Source organism: Nonomuraea sp. NPDC002799, assembly GCF_053592075.1.
On the sequence record NZ_JBSFVA010000016.1, the window covers coordinates 41,962 to 57,443 of the forward strand.

The 15,482-nt window shown below is 72.1% G+C and carries 15 protein-coding genes; 9 read left to right on the forward strand and 6 right to left on the reverse strand.

What is annotated here, in order from left to right:
* The first annotated feature begins 45 nt into the window (after window positions 1-45).
* Genes ACWD0F_RS27080 through ACWD0F_RS27090 form a run of 3 tightly spaced genes read left to right on the forward strand, consistent with a single transcriptional unit; the run spans window position 46 to window position 3,359 of the window.
* The gene (locus ACWD0F_RS27080) at window positions 46-1,350 is read left to right on the forward strand and encodes an MFS transporter (RefSeq protein ID WP_449880056.1); all 1,305 of its coding nucleotides are present in this window, start codon (window positions 46-48) and stop codon (window positions 1,348-1,350) included.
* 9 nt (window positions 1,351-1,359) lie between these two features.
* The gene (locus tag ACWD0F_RS27085; RefSeq protein ID WP_449880058.1) at window positions 1,360-2,025 is read left to right on the forward strand and encodes a response regulator transcription factor; all 666 of its coding nucleotides are present in this window, start codon (window positions 1,360-1,362) and stop codon (window positions 2,023-2,025) included.
* On the forward strand, window positions 2,022-3,359 hold the full coding sequence (locus ACWD0F_RS27090; RefSeq protein WP_449880060.1) for an ATP-binding protein: 1,338 nt from the start codon (window positions 2,022-2,024) through the stop codon (window positions 3,357-3,359). Before ACWD0F_RS27085 ends, ACWD0F_RS27090 begins: the two co-directional genes overlap by 4 nt.
* A gap of 72 nt (window positions 3,360-3,431) precedes the next feature.
* On the opposite strand, the gene ACWD0F_RS27095 is transcribed toward ACWD0F_RS27090, so the two are convergent.
* Window positions 3,432-4,337 carry a TAXI family TRAP transporter solute-binding subunit gene (locus ACWD0F_RS27095; RefSeq protein ID WP_449880062.1) on the reverse strand — a complete coding sequence of 302 codons (906 nt, stop codon included), beginning with the start codon at window positions 4,335-4,337 and terminating at the stop codon, window positions 3,432-3,434.
* Between the two features lie 26 nt (window positions 4,338-4,363).
* On the opposite strand from ACWD0F_RS27095, the gene ACWD0F_RS27100 reads away from it, so the two are divergent.
* The gene (locus ACWD0F_RS27100) at window positions 4,364-5,089 is read left to right on the forward strand and encodes a Mut7-C RNAse domain-containing protein (protein WP_449880064.1); all 726 of its coding nucleotides are present in this window, start codon (window positions 4,364-4,366) and stop codon (window positions 5,087-5,089) included.
* Window positions 5,090-5,149: 60 nt separating this feature from the next.
* Window positions 5,150-7,717 carry a BTAD domain-containing putative transcriptional regulator gene (locus tag ACWD0F_RS27105; protein ID WP_449880065.1) on the forward strand — a complete coding sequence of 856 codons (2,568 nt, stop codon included), beginning with the start codon at window positions 5,150-5,152 and terminating at the stop codon, window positions 7,715-7,717.
* Between the two features lie 29 nt (window positions 7,718-7,746).
* Here the strand turns inward: ACWD0F_RS27105 and urtE are convergent, their stop codons facing one another.
* From urtE to urtA, 5 genes are read right to left on the reverse strand one after another with little or no spacing between them, the layout of a single operon-like run.
* Entirely contained in the window at window positions 7,747-8,436 is a 690-nt protein-coding gene (urtE, locus tag ACWD0F_RS27110; RefSeq protein ID WP_449880067.1) for an urea ABC transporter ATP-binding subunit UrtE, read from the reverse strand.
* Window positions 8,414-9,163: an urea ABC transporter ATP-binding protein UrtD gene (urtD, locus tag ACWD0F_RS27115; RefSeq protein WP_449880069.1), complete on the reverse strand. Its 750-nt coding sequence runs from the start codon at window positions 9,161-9,163 to the stop codon at window positions 8,414-8,416. Before urtD ends, urtE begins: the two co-directional genes overlap by 23 nt.
* A complete protein-coding gene (gene urtC, locus ACWD0F_RS27120) occupies window positions 9,147-10,178 on the reverse strand; it encodes an urea ABC transporter permease subunit UrtC (RefSeq protein ID WP_449880071.1) in 1,032 nt (343 codons plus the stop codon). Before urtC ends, urtD begins: the two co-directional genes overlap by 17 nt.
* Window positions 10,175-11,023 carry an urea ABC transporter permease subunit UrtB gene (gene urtB, locus ACWD0F_RS27125; protein WP_449880382.1) on the reverse strand — a complete coding sequence of 283 codons (849 nt, stop codon included), beginning with the start codon at window positions 11,021-11,023 and terminating at the stop codon, window positions 10,175-10,177. Before urtB ends, urtC begins: the two co-directional genes overlap by 4 nt.
* On the reverse strand, window positions 11,023-12,228 hold the full coding sequence (gene urtA / locus ACWD0F_RS27130) for an urea ABC transporter substrate-binding protein (RefSeq protein WP_449880073.1): 1,206 nt from the start codon (window positions 12,226-12,228) through the stop codon (window positions 11,023-11,025). The genes urtB and urtA overlap by 1 nt, the downstream gene beginning before the upstream one ends.
* Before the next feature lie 198 nt (window positions 12,229-12,426).
* On the opposite strand from urtA, the gene ACWD0F_RS27135 reads away from it, so the two are divergent.
* From ACWD0F_RS27135 to ACWD0F_RS27150, 4 genes are read left to right on the forward strand one after another with little or no spacing between them, the layout of a single operon-like run.
* Window positions 12,427-12,729 carry an urease subunit gamma gene (locus ACWD0F_RS27135; protein ID WP_449880075.1) on the forward strand — a complete coding sequence of 101 codons (303 nt, stop codon included), beginning with the start codon at window positions 12,427-12,429 and terminating at the stop codon, window positions 12,727-12,729.
* Window positions 12,726-13,037 (forward strand): urease subunit beta, encoded by a 312-nt coding sequence (locus tag ACWD0F_RS27140; protein WP_449880077.1) that lies wholly within the window; start codon window positions 12,726-12,728, stop codon window positions 13,035-13,037. The genes ACWD0F_RS27135 and ACWD0F_RS27140 overlap by 4 nt, the downstream gene beginning before the upstream one ends.
* Window positions 13,030-14,739: an urease subunit alpha gene (locus ACWD0F_RS27145; RefSeq protein WP_449880079.1), complete on the forward strand. Its 1,710-nt coding sequence runs from the start codon at window positions 13,030-13,032 to the stop codon at window positions 14,737-14,739. Before ACWD0F_RS27140 ends, ACWD0F_RS27145 begins: the two co-directional genes overlap by 8 nt.
* Complete coding sequence (locus tag ACWD0F_RS27150; protein WP_449880081.1) at window positions 14,739-15,464, forward strand: urease accessory protein UreF; 726 nt, start codon at window positions 14,739-14,741, stop codon at window positions 15,462-15,464. The genes ACWD0F_RS27145 and ACWD0F_RS27150 overlap by 1 nt, the downstream gene beginning before the upstream one ends.
* The last annotated feature ends 18 nt before the right edge of the window (window positions 15,465-15,482 follow it).

Here is a 15,482-nt window from a genome sequence, read left to right on the forward strand (position 1 = left end):
GGGGTAAGGCTCTGGCCTGCAACTATTCCCCCCAGGAGGTCTGACGTGAGCAAGGCACGTGTGCCGTGGAAGGCCGTGGTCGGCGGTTCTGTCGGCAATATGGTCGAGTGGTACGACTGGTTCGTCTACAGCAGCTTCGCCGTCTATTTCGCCGCGTCCTTCTTCCCTGAGGGCAACGACACGGCGAAGTTGCTCAACACCGCGGCCATCTTCGCCGTCGGCTTCTTCATGCGCCCGCTCGGCGGCTGGCTGCTCGGCCGCTACGCCGACAGGAAGGGCCGCAAGGCCGCGCTCACGCTCACCGTCACGCTGATGTCAGCCAGCGCCCTGCTGATCGCGATCGCGCCGACGTACGAGTTGGTCGGCTATTTCGGCGCCGCGGTGCTCGTGGTGGCGCGCCTGTTGCAGGGCATCTCGGTCGGCGGCGAGTACGCCGCCAGCGCCACCTACCTCACCGAGGCCACCCCGCGCGGCCGCCGCGGCTTCGCCTCCAGCTTCCAGTACGTCTCCATGACCGCCGGCCAGCTCGTCGGCCTCGGCCTGCAGATCATCCTGCAGAACACGATGTCCACCGAGGCCCTCCACTCCTACGGCTGGCGCATCCCGTTCGTGGTCGGCGCCCTGGCCGCGGCCGTGGTGTTCTACCTGCGCCGCAGCCTCCTGGAGACGGAGGCGTACGGCGAGGAGGAGCAGCACGAGGGCAAGGGCACGATCGCGGAGCTCCTGGTGCACAAGAAGGAAGCGCTGCTGGTCATCGCCCTGACCATGGGCGGCACGGTGGCGTACTACACCTACACCACCTACCTCACCAAATACCTGTCGAACACGGCCGGCCTGGAGAAGTCGACGGCCACGCTGGTCAGCTTCTGCGCGCTGTTCCTGTTCATGCTGCTGCAACCGCTGGCCGGGGCCCTGTCGGACCGGATCGGGCGCAGGCCGCTGCTGATCACGTTCGGCATCGGCTCGATGCTGGGGACGGTGCCGCTGATGACGGCGCTCGGCGGGGCGAGCGGCTTCGGCGGCGCGCTGGTGCTCTCGCTGATCGGGCTGGTCATCGTCACCGGCTACACCTCGATCAACGCGGTGGTGAAGGCCGAGTTGTTCCCGACGCACGTGCGCGCGCTCGGCGTGGCGCTCCCGTACGCGATCGCGAACGCCCTGTTCGGCGGCACCGCCGAGTACGTGGCGTTGTGGTTCAAGGACCGCGGCATCGAGTCCGGCTTCTTCTGGTACGTCTCCGGCTGCGCCGCGGTCTCGCTCATCGTCTACCTCACCATGCGCGAGACCAGGGACAGCGCGCTGTCGCGGACGGAGCGCGCCGCGGGGGAACCGCTGCCGCAGCGCGCATAACCTGGGGATATGCGCGTTCTCCTGGTCGAGGACGACGATCGGCTCGCGTCCGCGCTGACCACGGCCCTCGCCCGCCACGGCCACCAGGTCACCCGGGCGGGGCTGGCCGTCGACGCCCTCCGCCTGGCGGGGGGCGCCGACTTCGTCCTGCTCGATCTGGGTCTGCCCGACATGGACGGACTGGAGGTGCTGCGCCGCCTGCGCCGGGTGTCGGCGGTGCCGCTCATCGTCGTGACGGCCCGTACGGAGGAGCGCGAGGTGCTGCGCGGGCTGCGTTCCGGGGCCGATGACTACCTGGTCAAGCCGTTTCGCACGGTGGAGCTGATGGCCCGCATGGAGGCGGTGGTCCGCCGGGGCACCAGGCCGCGGCCCGCGCGCGACCATGTGGTGAGCGTGGGCGACGTACGCATCGACCTGGCCGCCAGGCAGGTCACGGTGGCCGGGGAGCCGGTGACGCTGACGCGGCGCGAGTTCGACGTGCTGGCGCTGCTGGCCCGCGAGCCGGGCGTGGTGCGCGGCCGGGAGGAGATCCTCGACGAGGTCTGGGGGGACCCGCTGCTGTCGGCGTCCCGCTCGCTCGACGTGCACGTGGCCGGGCTGCGCGCCAAGACCGGGCGCCCCGGGCTGGTGGAGACGTTGCGCGGCACCGGTTACCGGCTGGGTTCGACGGCGTGAACGCGCGCCTGGTGATCACGTTCACCACTTTGATCGTCTTCCTCATCGCGGCGCTGGCCGGGCCGCTCGGCCTGGCCTACGCCTCCCACCGGACCAACCGCCTGCTCCTCGATCGCCGGGCCGACGCCACCCGCTTCGCGGAGCTGGCCGACCAGGCGGCCCGCGACGGCGACCACGCCGCGCTGATCGCCGAGGTCACCCGTTACGCCGACCTGTACGGCGCCGCCGTCCGCGTCCGCGACCGTGACGGCTCGATCCGCGTCGCGGCGGGCCGGTTCGCGGCCGACGACCGGAACGCGCTGCGCCTGGCGCTGGCCGGCCGCACGACCGAGGACCTGCCCACGGTCAGCCCGTTCGGCCCGGCCACGGTGTTGCTGGCCGAGCCGGCCGGCCGGGACGCGCAACTGTCGGGCGTGGTGCTGCTGGAGGCGCCCACCGGGCAGGCGCGGCGGGACGTGTCGCTGGTGTGGGGCGCGCTGGCGCTGGGCGCGATGATCGCCCTGGCCTACTCGGCGCTGGCCGCCAGACGGCTGGCCCACTGGATCCTGCGCCCGGTCACCGAGCTCGACCGCACGACGCGGGCCATCGCGCAGGGCCGGATGGACGCGCGGGCGCATCCGGGGACGGGCCCGTCCGAGCTGCGGCGGCTGGAGGAGCGCTTCAACGCGATGGCCGACGCGGTCTCCGCCGCGATGGAGCGGCAGCGGGCGTTCGTGGCGGACGCCTCGCACGAGCTGCGCACGCCGCTCACCGTGCTGGGGCTGCGGCTGGAGAACCTGGAGCCGCACCTGCGCGCCGAGGGGACGGCCGAGTTCGAGGAGGCGATGGCGGAGCTGGACCGGCTGGCCCTGCTGGTGGCGGATCTGCTGGCGCTGGCCAAGGTGGAGGCGGGCGCGGGCGTGGCGGGCAAGGTCGTCGAGCTGGCGCCCCGGCTGGGGCCGTGGCGGGAGGTGTACGCGGCGAAGGGGATCGGCCTGCTGATCGATATTCCGGAAATGTCGGAAGTGCCGGAGGGGGCGGCCAGGATCGCGGACATCGCCCTCGACAACGCCCAGAAGTTCGTGCCCGAGGGCGGCACGGTGACGGTCACCCTGGCGGACGGGGTGTTGCGGGTGGCCGACGACGGCCCTGGGCTGAGCGAGGAGGAGCGCGCGGAGGCGCTGGGGCGCTTCTGGCGCTCGGGCGCGCACGCCAACGTGCCCGGCAGCGGGCTGGGCCTGGCCATCGCCGCCGAGCTGGCCAAGGGCTGCGGGGCCACGCTGCGCCTGCTGCCCGCCGACCCGCACGGGCTGGTGGTCGAGGTAGGGCTCGACCAGCCGGACACGGAACGGTAGCGAAAGAGATCAGCCGGACACGGAACGGCAGTGAAAGCGACCAGCCGGACACGGACCACGAGCGAGGCGTGATCAGCCGTAGACCGACCGGTAGTAGCGCATGGCGCCGGGGTGCAGCGGCACGACGCCGGTGCCGATGGCGTAGCGCTTGTCGAGCCGCCCGCCGGGCGCCGACGGGGCCTGGAGGCGATCGCGGGCGTTGAAGAGCGTTCCGGTGATCGTGTACGCCAGATCCTCCGAGAGCGAGGTCCGGCACATCAGGTAGCTCGGCGTGCCCAGGGTCGGCACGGGCCTGGTGGCGCCGTACGCGCCCGCGGGCACGGACGCGTGCTCGTACATCGGCCCGAACTCGCGCCGGAGCACCGGCACCAGCGCCTCCAGGGGCACGAGCCGGATGCCGTCGAGCGCCGCCAGAGCGGGCGTGGGCACACCGCCCGACCAGAAGAACGCCTCGATCCGGCCCGCGCGCAGCGCCGTGATCGACTCGTCCAGCTCCAGCCGGACGATCTCGGGCGGCCGTGCCGGCGCCGCGGCGGCCAGCACGCGGGTGGCGGTCACCGCCGTGCCCGAGCCCTGCACGCCGATGGACACGGCCCGCCCGGCCAGCTCGGAGACCGCGGTGATGGGCGAGTCCCCGGCGACGACCAGGTGCACGTAGTTCATGTACATCCTGGCCAGCGCCGACACCGGCTGGTGGCGCACGCGTACGGCGTCGTCGGCGCTGTCGGCCAGCGCGAACCCGGTGTCGGCCCGCCCGTCGGCCATCATGGCGAGGTTCTGGACGCTGGCCGCCGTGCGCAACACCCGCACGCCGAGCCCCTCGCTCCTCAGCTCCTCCGCGAGCCGGTCACCGAGCTGTCCATAAGGACCGCCGGCCAGCCCGGTCGCCAGCCGCAACTCCGGCGCTCCGCCGCCCGTGGCCGAACATCCGCCCGCCAGCGCGGCGAGGCCGAGGAAGGCACGGCGGGATATCGGCATGAGTCCACGGTATCCGGTGCCACAGAATGGAGTTCGTGACCGCACGCCTGCGCATAGCCCCAGAGCTGAGGATGTTCCTGCCCGCGAGCCGCCGCCAGGAGTGGCAGGAGGTGATCCCCGACGCCACCTCGACGCTGGGCCATCACGTCGAGTCGCTGGGCATGCCGCTGACGGAGGTCGGCCCGATGATCGCCGGGGGCCGCGGCGTGCCGCCGTCCTACCTGCTGGCGCCCGGCGACGTCGTCGAGGTCCATGCGATCCCCCGGCCGCAACAACTGCCGGCCCGGCCGTGCTTCCTGCTGGACGTGCACCTCGGCACGCTGGCGCGCCGGATGCGGCTGCTCGGCGTCGACACCGCCTACCACAACGACATGGACGACCCCGCGCTGGTGGCGCAGGCCAACGCGGAGCACCGGGTGCTGCTCACCCAGGACCGCGGCCTGCTGCGCCGCCGCGCGTTGTGGCTGGGGGCGTACGTGCGCGGCTCCCAACCGGCCGACCAGCTCCGCGACCTCCTGGAGCGGTTCTCGCCGCCGCTGCGCCCCTGGACGCGCTGCACGGCCTGCAACGGCGAGCTCGCGCCCGTCGGGAAGGACGAGGTGGCGCAGGTGCTGCAGGCGGGCACCCGGCGCACCTACGACGCCTACGGCCGGTGCCAGGACTGCGGGCAGGTCTACTGGCACGGCGCGCACAGCGGCCGGCTGGAGGAGATCGTGCGCTCCGCCCAGGTCTGGGCGGGCAGCGCCCCCTGACGTCCCGGGCTCGCGAGTGTGCCATCCTGATCGGCGTCTCCTCCTCCGAAGGAAGGTCGCGTGGAATTTCGCATCATGGGGCCGCTGGAGGTGCGGGACGGCGGCCAGGATCGCACCCCCACCACGCCCAAGCACCGCGATCTGCTGGCGATGTTCCTGCTGAACGCCGGCCGCCCCCTCACCGTCGAGCGCCTGCGGCGGCTGCTCTGGCCGCGCGAGGACGGTGACCGCTCCGACTCCCTGGTACGCGGCTACATCGGCCAGCTCCGCCGCCTCTTGGGCGACGACGTGATCAACACCGTGTCCGGGTCGTACGTGCTGGCGATCGGCGACGACCAGCTCGACGTGGACCGGTTCCGGCGGCTGGTGGACAAGGGGGCCTACGAGGAGGCGCTGAGCCTGTGGCGGGGCGAGGTCCTGGAGGACATGGACCCCGAGGGCGAGCGCTGGATGGAGACGCGGCGGCTGCGCGAGGAGCTGGAGGAGCTGCGGCTGCTGGCCCTGGAGCGCCGGGTGCAGGCCGACCTCGACACGGGACGCCACCGCGAGCTGCTGGCCGAGCTGCGGCAGCTCACCAAGCGGCATCCGATGTGGCAGCGCTTCCGCGGCCAGTACATGCTGGCCCTCTACCGCAGCGGACGCCGGGTGGACGCGCTGGCCGCGTACGCGGTGCTGCGCGACCAGCTCGACGGCGGCCACGCGATCGAGCCCGACCCCGAGCTGCAGCTCCTCTACCACCGCATGCTGCACGACGACATGTCGCTGCACGTCTCGGCGGGCCCGCCGGTGCTGCTGCCGCCCGACGTGACCGGCTTCACCGGCCGCGCCGAGCTGCTCGACCAGGTGGTCGGCGGCCAGGTCGTGGTCTACGGCCAGGCGGGGGCGGGCAAGTCGGCGCTGGCCGTGCACGCGGCCTGGCGGGCGCGTGCGAGCTTCACCGACGGCATCCTCTACGCCGATCTGCGCGAGACGACCGCGCCCTCGGCGGTGCTCGAAGACTTCCTGCGCTGGCTGGGCTGCCCGGCCCAGGCGATCCCGCCCTCGCTGGAGCAGCGCGAGCGGCTGTTCCGCGCCTACACCGCCAACCGCAGTCTGCTGGTGCTGCTGGACAACGCGCTGGGCGAGGCGCAGGTGCGGCCGCTGCTGACGTCCTGCCCGACCATCGTGACGAGCCGCTCCTCGCTCGGCGGCCTGACGGGGGCGCGGCGGCTGCCGGTCGGCGTGCTCGACGAGGACGAGGCCCTCGACCTGCTCGTCGCGAGCGCGGGCCGCGCGGCGGACGACGCGCTGCGCCGGCTGGCGCATTTCTGCGGCGGCCTGCCGATCGCGCTGCGCATCGCCGGCTCCCGGCTGGCGACCAGGCCGGAGTGGACGGCCGGCTACCTGGTGCGGCTGCTGGAGGACGAGCATGCCCGGCTCGACGGCCTGCACGCGGGCGACCAGGCCGTGCGCAGCGTGTTCGCGATCGGCTTCGACGGCCTGCCCGAGCCGGCCCGGCAGACGCTGCGCGGGCTCGGCGCGCTGTCCGCGCCCGACTTCGCCGACTGGGCGACCGAGCAGCTCGGCGGGCAGGCCGAGGCGCTGGTCGACGCGGGCCTGCTGGAGACGTACGGCGTCGACGTGGCGGGCCAGGTCCGCTACCGGATGCACGACCTGACCCGGCTCTTCGCCCGCGAGCAGCCGGTGCCGGGCATACTGGCCAGGCTGGCGGCGGTGGTGCTGGCCAGGGTGCGGACCTCGCGGTTCTCGCTGGTGTCGGGCGATCCGGCCACGGCGGTGGCGACCAGGGACATCAAGGAGTCCGTGGAGTGGCTGGCGGCCGAGCGCGCGTTCCTCGTCAGCCTGGTCGCCGACCTGCGCGTGGCGGGGCTCGACGACGAGTGCTGGCAGCTCGGGCACCTGCTCTCCCCCTTCCTCGAACGCCACCGGTTCCTGGACGACTGGCGGGCCGTGACCGGGCTGGCGCTGGCCGCCGCACGGCGGGCGGCCGACGACCGGGGCCACGCGCTCGTCCTGCTCGACCAGGGCGACCTGCACCTGGCCGAGCGCGAGTGGGACCTGGCGCACGAGCGGTTGCGGCTCGCGCTCGACATGTTCCTGCGCCAGGGCCGCGTCCGCGACGTCAACCGCACCAGGCGCCGGCTCGGCCGCGTGCACCTGGAGCACGGACGCCTCGCGGAGGCCGAGCAGGATCTGCTGACCTGCCTGGCAGGGGCGGACAACCAGCGTGACGCCGCCGACGCCGAGCGGGTGCTCGGCGCCGTCCTGCGCCGCGCCGGCCGCCTCGACGAGGCCGCGGAGCGGTTGCGGGCGGCCATCGGGCATCTCGCCGACCTGGGCGACCGGCACCGCCAGGCCGACACGCTGCTCGAACTGGCCGCCGTCCGCCTGGCGCAGGCGGCCAAGACCGACGCCAGGGCCGCCGCCGAGCACGCCAGGGGCATCGCCGTCCGCCTCGGTGACCGGCTGCTGGACGCGCAGGCCCTGCTGGTCCTGGCCAGGGTGAACCGGGCGGAGGGCGCCACCGGCCGGGCCCGCGAGCTGGCCGGGGCGGCGCTGGAGGTCTTCGAGCGCACCGGCGACCGCCAGGGCGCCGCCAACGCCCGCGCCCTGCTCGCCCAGGCTTGACGGGCGCCGACGCGCACAGAACTCGGGGCTCAGACGGCGAGCAGGCGGCGCACGTCCTCTCGGTGCAGGTCGTCGGCGGCTCCGGTGCGCACCACGTGCCCGCCGTCGAGGATGACGAACGTGTCGGCCAGCCGCAGCGCGATGTCCAGATACTGCTCCACGAGCAGCACGGCCAGCCCCGAGGCGTGCAGCCGCTCGATGGCCGCCTCGATCTCGATGATGATCGACGGCTGGATGCCCTCGGTCGGCTCGTCGAGGATGAGCATCCTGGGCCGGGTGACCAGGGCGCGGGCCATGGCGAGCTGCTGCTGCTGGCCGCCGGACAGGTGCCCGGCGCTGCGCTTGAGCAGCGACCGCAGCGCGGGGAAGATCTCCAGCGCCTCCTCGACGGCCTCCTTGGGCTGCTTGGCCGCCTCGGCGGTGACGAGCAGGTTGCCCAGGACCGAGAGCTGGGGGAAACACTGATGCCCCTGGGGGACGTAGCCCATGCCGAGCCGCACCCGCTCGTGCGGCTTCAGCCGGGTGACGTCGCGGCCGTCGAACGTCACCGTGCCCGCCGTCGCGGGCAGCACGCCCATGACGGTGTTGAGCAGCGTGGTCTTGCCCACCCCGTTGCGCCCCATGACGCAGACGAGCCGGCCGGGGCCGACCTCCAGCGAGACGTCGAACAGGACGCGCGCCCGCCCGTATCCCGACTCAAGGCCGCTCACTGACAACATCGCTGGGCCTCCTCCCCAGATAGACCTCCTGCACCCGCGGATCGGCGCTGACCTGGCCGACCGACCCCTCCACGAGCACCTTGCCCTCGTGCAGCACCGTCACCTTCGAGGCGTGGCGCCGCAGGAACTCCATGTCGTGCTCCACCACGATCACCGTGTGGTCGTCGGCGATCTCGGTGAGCAGCCGCCCCGTACGCTCCCGCTCGTCCTTGGACATGCCGGCCACGGGCTCGTCCAGCAGGAGCAGCTGGGGACGCTGCGCCAGCAGCATGCCGATCTCCAGCCACTGACGCTGGCCATGAGAGAGAACGCCGGCCGGACGCTCGGCGAGCTCTTCGAGCCCCGTCCTGGCCAGGGCCTCCTCGACGGCCTCCGAGACCCCCTTGCGCCGCCTGGCGAGCGACCACAGCGGCTTGCGGAAGCTGGCCGCCAGGTCGAGGTTCTCGACGACGGTCAGCTCCTCGAACACGACCGACGTCTGGAACGTGCGGCCGACGCCCATCCGGACGATCTGGTGCTCCTTCCGGCCCACCAGGTCCTGGCCGCAGAACCGCACGCTGCCCGCCGAAGGCTTCGTCAGGCCGGTGATCACGTCGATCAGCGTGGTCTTGCCCGCGCCGTTGGGGCCGATCAGGAAGCGCAGCTCCCCTTCGGGCACCGTCAGGTCGACGCCGTCCAGCGCGCGGAAGCCGTCGAACACCACGTGGACGTCATGAAGGTCGAGCACTGCGCCACCTCCCCGCGACGCCCTGCGCCAGCCCGGCGATGCCCTTCGGGGCGAGCGTCATGACCAGGATGAACAGCGCGCCCTGCAGATAGAGCCAGCCGTCGGCGAACTGCTCGCTGAACGCCGTCTTGGCGTAGCCCATGACGACCGCGCCGAGCACGGCCCCGGCCAGCACGTGCCGTCCGCCGACGGCCACCGCGACGACCAGCTCCAGCGACGGCACGACACCGAGCAGCGCGGGCGAGATGATGCCGACGACCGGCACGAACAGCGCCCCCGCCAGCCCCGCCATGCCGGCCGACGCGGCGAAGGTGACGGTCTTGACCAGGGCCGGGTCGTAGCCGAGGAAGCGCACCCGGTCCTCGCCGTCCCTGACGGCCACCAGCAGCCGGCCGTAGCGGCTGCGCACGAGCTGCCGGGTGGCCAGGTAGAGCACTCCCAGGACGGAGGCCACCACGAGGTAGAGCCCCCGCTGGGTGGAGTCCTCGGCGAGGTCCTGGCCGAACAGCTCGAAGAAGTTCGTCATGCCGTTGGTGCCGCCGGTCAGGCCCTGCTGGCCGACGAGCAGGATGACCATGGCCGCCGCCAGGGCCTGGGTCAGGATGGCGAAGTACGCGCCGCGTACCCGCTGGCGGAAGACCAGCGTGCCCAGGATCAGCGCGATCACCACGGGCCCCGCGACCGCCGTCCCCACGGCGAAGACCGGGTTGGCGAACGGCGTCCACAACGCCGGCAGCCGCTCCACCCCGCTCCACACCATGAAGTCGGGCAGCCCGCCCCCGGCCTCGTTGAGCTTGAGGTACATCGCCATGGAGTAGCCGCCGAGGCCGAAGAAGACGCCCTGGCCGAGCGCGAGCATGCCGCCCTTCCCCCAGGCCAGCCCGATCCCGAGCGCGACGATGGCGTAGCAGAGGTACTTGGCCAGCAGCCCCAGCCGGAACGGCTCCAGCAGCAGCGGCGCCACCACCAGCGCGATCACCGCCACGGCGGCGAAGGGCAGATGTCGTCTGATCATGTGAGCACCCTCGACCTGAGCACGAACATGCCCTGCGGGCGTATCTGCAGGAACGCGATGAGCACCGCGAACACGATCACCTTGGCGAGGGAGGCGTCCGACCAGAACTCGGCGTAGGAGTTCAGCAGCCCGAGCCCGATCGCGGCCAGCACGGCCCCGCGCAGTTGCCCGAGGCCGCCCGCGACGACGACCAGGAACGCGTCGACTATGTAGTACGTCCCGAGCGCCGGCCCGACCGGCCCGATGAGCGTCAGCGCCACCCCTGCCACGCCCGCCAGCGCCGACCCGATGAAGAACGTCAGCATGTCCACCCGGCCGGTGTCGATGCCGCTGGTGGCGGCGAGCTGCCGGTTCTGCACCACGGCCTGGGTCCTGCGGCCGAGCGCGGTCCTGTTCAGATAGGCCCAGACCCCGACCACGCCGGCGATCGCGAGCCCCATGATGAACAGCCGGTTGTACGGCAGGATGCCCAGCCCGCCCGACAACCAGGACGGCGCGGGCACCTGCACGTTGGGGGCGCCGAACAGGTCGCGGGCGAGCTGCTGCAGCACCAGGCTCACGCCCCAGGTGAGCAGCAGCGTGTCCAGCGGCCTGCCGTAGAAGTGCCGGATGGCGCTCCGCTCCAGGATCAGCCCCATGACGCCCGCGACCAGGAACGCCACGGGCAGCGCCAGCACGAGGTCCTGCAGCAGGAACGCGGTGTACGCGCCCGCCATGATGAACTCGCCGTGCGCCATGTTGATCACGCCCATCTGACCGAACGTGAACGTCAGGCCGAGCGCGATGAGGAGCAGCACCGCCGCGATCGACAACCCGATCGGAAGCTGGTTGACGAAGGCCGCCATCACGTGCCCGCCAGGCCGGCGGCCCACGGATAGCCCTTGAGGTACGGGTCGGGCTTGATCGGCTTTCCGGAGTCCCAGACCTGCTTGATCAGGCCGTCCGGCTGGATGATGCCGATGCGGGCGGTCTTGTACATGTGCTGGTTCTCGCCGTCGATGGTGACCAGCCCTTCCGGACGTTCGAGCGCGATGCCCGGCGCGGCCTTCCTGACCGCCTCGACCTCGGTGGAGCCCGCCTTCTTGGCCGCCTCTGCCCACAGGTAGACGGCGTTGTAGCCGGCCTCCATGGGGTCGCTGGTGACCTTGTTCTGGCCGTACTTGGCCTTGTACGCCTTGACGAAGGCGTCGTTGGCGGGCGTGTCGGTGGTCTGGTAGTAGTTCCAGGCGACCGGCTGGCCGGCGATGTTGTCCACGCCGATGCCGGTGACCTCTTCCTCGGCGACGCTCACCGACAACACCGGCATGCTCTCCGCCGTGGCGCCCGCGCTCTTGAGCTGCTTGAAGAAGGCCACGTTGCTGTCGCCGTTGAGGGTGTTGAACACGGCGTCCGGCTTGGCCTGCATGACCTTGTTGACCAAGGTGGAGTATTCGGTGTGGCCGAGCGGGGTGTACTCCTCGCCGAGGACCTCCATCCCGTTCGCCGCCGCGTACGCCTTGATGATCTTGTTCGCGGTGCGCGGGAAGACGTAGTCGCTCCCGACCAGGAAGACCTTCTTCTTGCCCTGCTCCTTCAGGTAGTCCAGGCCGGGGATGATCTGCTGGTTGGTGGTGGCGCCGGTGTAGAAGATGTACGGCGAGCTCTCCAGCCCCTCGTACTGCACCGGATACCACAGCAGCGCCTTGTAGCGTTCGAAGACCGGCAGCATCGCCTTCCTGCTGGCCGACGTCCAGCCGCCGAAGACGGTGGCGACCTTGTCCTGCCTGATGAGCTTGGTGGCCTTCTCGGCGAAGGTGGGCCAGTCCGAGGCGCCGTCCTCCACGACGGGGACGAGCTGCTTGCCGAGCACGCCGCCGGCCTTGTTGATCTCCTCGATCGCGAGCAGTTCGGCGTCGCGGACGGTGACCTCGCTGATCGCCATCGTGCCGCTGAGGGAGTGGAGGAGCCCGACCTTGATCTCGTCGGTTCCGCCGGCGGGTGTGGCGGTGGAGCCGCAGCCCACCAGGGCTGACAGCAGAAGTGCGGAGACAATCGGGCGGGGGATGCGCACGGCGGTTCCTTCCTGCCGACCGGTTCTGGGAGAAAGGTGACTCCGCGACATTTCACGCGGAGATGCCGTGCGTTAATTGGCCATTGCCAAACTTTCACAAATGCACATAACCCGACATGTGGCGCTTCATCGCAGCGCGAAACCAACACGACATCCGCCGGCAACAGCGACGAAACCGCCGGTTCCTATGGTCCGGCCATGCGGCTTACCTCACACGAGCAGGAGCGGCTGCTCATCCACGTCGCCGCCGGGGTGGCGCGCGAGCGGCAGGCCAGGGGCCTGCGGCTCAACCATCCCGAGGCTACCGCCATCATCGCGTCCTTCCTCATGGAGGGCGCCAGGGACGGCCGCAGCGTGGCCGACCTCATGGAGGCGGGACGGTCGGTGCTCGCCCGGGCCGACGTCATGGAGGGCGTGCCCGAGATGCTGGACAGCGTACAGATCGAGGCGACCTTCCCCGACGGGACGAAGCTCGTCACCGTCCACAGGCCGATCCCGTGATCCCCGGCGAGTACGTCCACCCCGAGGGCGTCATCGTGCTCAACCCGGGGCGCGAGCGGGTGACGGTGCGGGTGGTCAACACGGCGGACCGGCCGGTGCAGGTGGGCTCGCACTACCACTTCGCGGCGGTCAACCCGGGGCTGGACTTCGACCGGGAGGCCGCCTGGGGGCTGCGGCTCGACGTGCCCGCCGGCACGGCGATCAGGTTCGAGCCGGGCGTCGAGCGCGACGTGACGCTGGTGCCGCTGGCCGGCCACCGCGTGGTGCCTGGCCTGCGGGCGGAATGGGCGGGGCCGCTCGATGGCTGAGATCTCGCGCGCCCGCTACGCGGCGCTCTACGGGCCCACGACCGGCGACCGGATCCGGCTGGCCGACACCGACCTGTTCGTCGAGGTCACCGAGGACCGGTCGATGGGCCCCTCGGGAGCCGGCGACGAGGCGGTCTTCGGCGGCGGCAAGGTGATCCGCGAGTCCATGGGCCAGGCGCGGACCACCCGGGCCGAAGGCGCGGCCGACCTGGTCATCACCGGCGCGGTCATCCTCGACCACTGGGGCGTGATCAAGGCCGACGTGGGCATCCGCGACGGCCGGATCCACGCCATCGGCAAGGCCGGCAACCCCGACACCATGGACGGCGTCGACCTGGTCATCGGGCCCTCCACGGAGGTGCTCGCGGGCAACGGCAAGATCCTCACCGCCGGGGCCGTCGACTCCCACGTCCACCTCATCTGCCCGCAGATCCTCGACGAGGCCATCGCGTCCGGTGTCACCACGATCGTCGGGGGCGGCACCGGACCGGTCGAGGGCACCAAGGCCACGACCGTCACCGGAGCCTGGTATCTCGGCCGGATGCTGGAGTCACTCGACTCCTATCCCCTCAACTTCGCGCTGCTCGGCAAGGGCAACACGGTCAGCACCGAGGGGCTGATGGAGCAGCTCAAGGCCGGGGCCTCCGGTTTCAAGCTGCACGAGGACTGGGGCTCGACGCCCGCCGCGATCGACGCGTGCCTGCGCGTGGCCGACGCGTCCGGCGTGCAGGTGACGATCCACACCGACACGCTGAACGAGGCCGGCTTCGTCGAGTCGACGCTCAAGGCCATCGGTGACCGGATGATCCACGCGTACCACACCGAGGGGGCGGGCGGCGGGCACGCGCCCGACATCATCCGGGTGGCCGCCTACCCCAACGTCCTGCCGTCCTCCACCAACCCCACCAGGCCGCACACCGTCAACACGCTCGACGAGCACCTCGACATGCTGATGGTCTGCCACCACCTCAACCCGTCGATCCCCGAGGACCTGGCCTTCGCCGAGTCCCGCATCAGGCCGTCGACGATGGCCGCCGAGGACGTGCTGCACGACCTGGGCGCGATCTCGATGATCGGCTCCGACTCGCAGGCCATGGGGCGGATCGGCGAGACGATCATCCGCACGTGGCAGACGGCGCACGTGATGAAGGCGCGGAACGGGTCGCTGGGCGGCGGTCCGGCGGACAACCTGCGAGCCCGCCGCTATGTCGCGAAATATACGATCTGCCCGGCCATCGCCCACGGGCTGGACGCCGACGTCGGCTCCGTCGAGCGCGGCAAGCTCGCCGACCTCGTCCTCTGGTCGCCGGCGTTCTTCGGGGTCAAGCCCGATCTGGTGCTCAAGGGCGGCATGGTGGCCTGGGCCCAGATGGGCGACGCCAACGCCTCCATCCCGACCCCGCAGCCGGTGCTGCCCCGGCCCATGTTCGGCGCCTCGCCGGTGACCGCGGCGGCCACCTCGCTGCACTTCGTCTCGCCGCTCGCGGTGGAGTCGGGGCTCGCCGACCGGCTGGCCGTCCGCCGCGAGCTGGTCCCGGTGGCGGACGTACGCCGGCGCGGCAAGTCCTCGATGCCGCTCAACGACGCCCTGCCCAGGATCGAGGTGGCGCCCGACACCTTCGAGGTACGCGTCGACGGCGAGCTCATCGAGCCCGCTCCCGCCACCGTGCTGCCGATGGCCCAGCGTTACTTCCTCTTCTGATGCATCCCGCGCTGCTCCTGCTCACCGACTCCCGGCTGCCGGCCGGGGGTCACGCCCACTCGGGCGGCACCGAGCAGGCCGTCACGTCGGGGGCGGTGCACGACGTGCCGTCGCTCGCGCGCTTCCTGCGCGGCCGGCTGCACACGGCGGGCACGGTCACCGCCGCCCTGACCGCCGCCGCCTGCGCCCACGCCGCTCTTCCCAGCGCCGGGCCGGAAGGGTGGGTGGGGCTGGACGCCGAGGCCGACGCCAGGACCGCCGCCCCCGCCCAGCGGCACGCCGCAAGGACGCAGGGCCGGCTGCTCCTCCGCGTCGCCCGCCGGGTGTGGCCGTCACCGGTCCTGGACGAGCTCGCGCTGGCCGTGCCGAACCCGCATCATCCGCTCGCGCTCGGTGCGGTGGCGCACGCGGCGGGCGCCAGCGCGGAGGAGGCGGCCCTCGCGGCGGCGTACCATGCGATCAGCGGCCCGGCCACAGCGGCGGTCCGGCTCCTGGGGTTGGACCCGGTGGCCGTGCACGGGCTCCTGGCCGACCTCGCTCCCGACCTCACGACCGTGGCCGCACGAGCGCACCTCGCCGCCATGAACGCCGCCACGAACACCGCCGTGGACGCCGCCGTGGACGCCGCCCCCAGCTGGGAGGCGCTGCCCGCCTACTCAGCACCAGCCCTGGACCTCCTGGCCGAGCAGCACGCCCGCGCCGAGGTCAGGCTCTTCGTCTCCTAGGAAAGGACCCCTGACGCC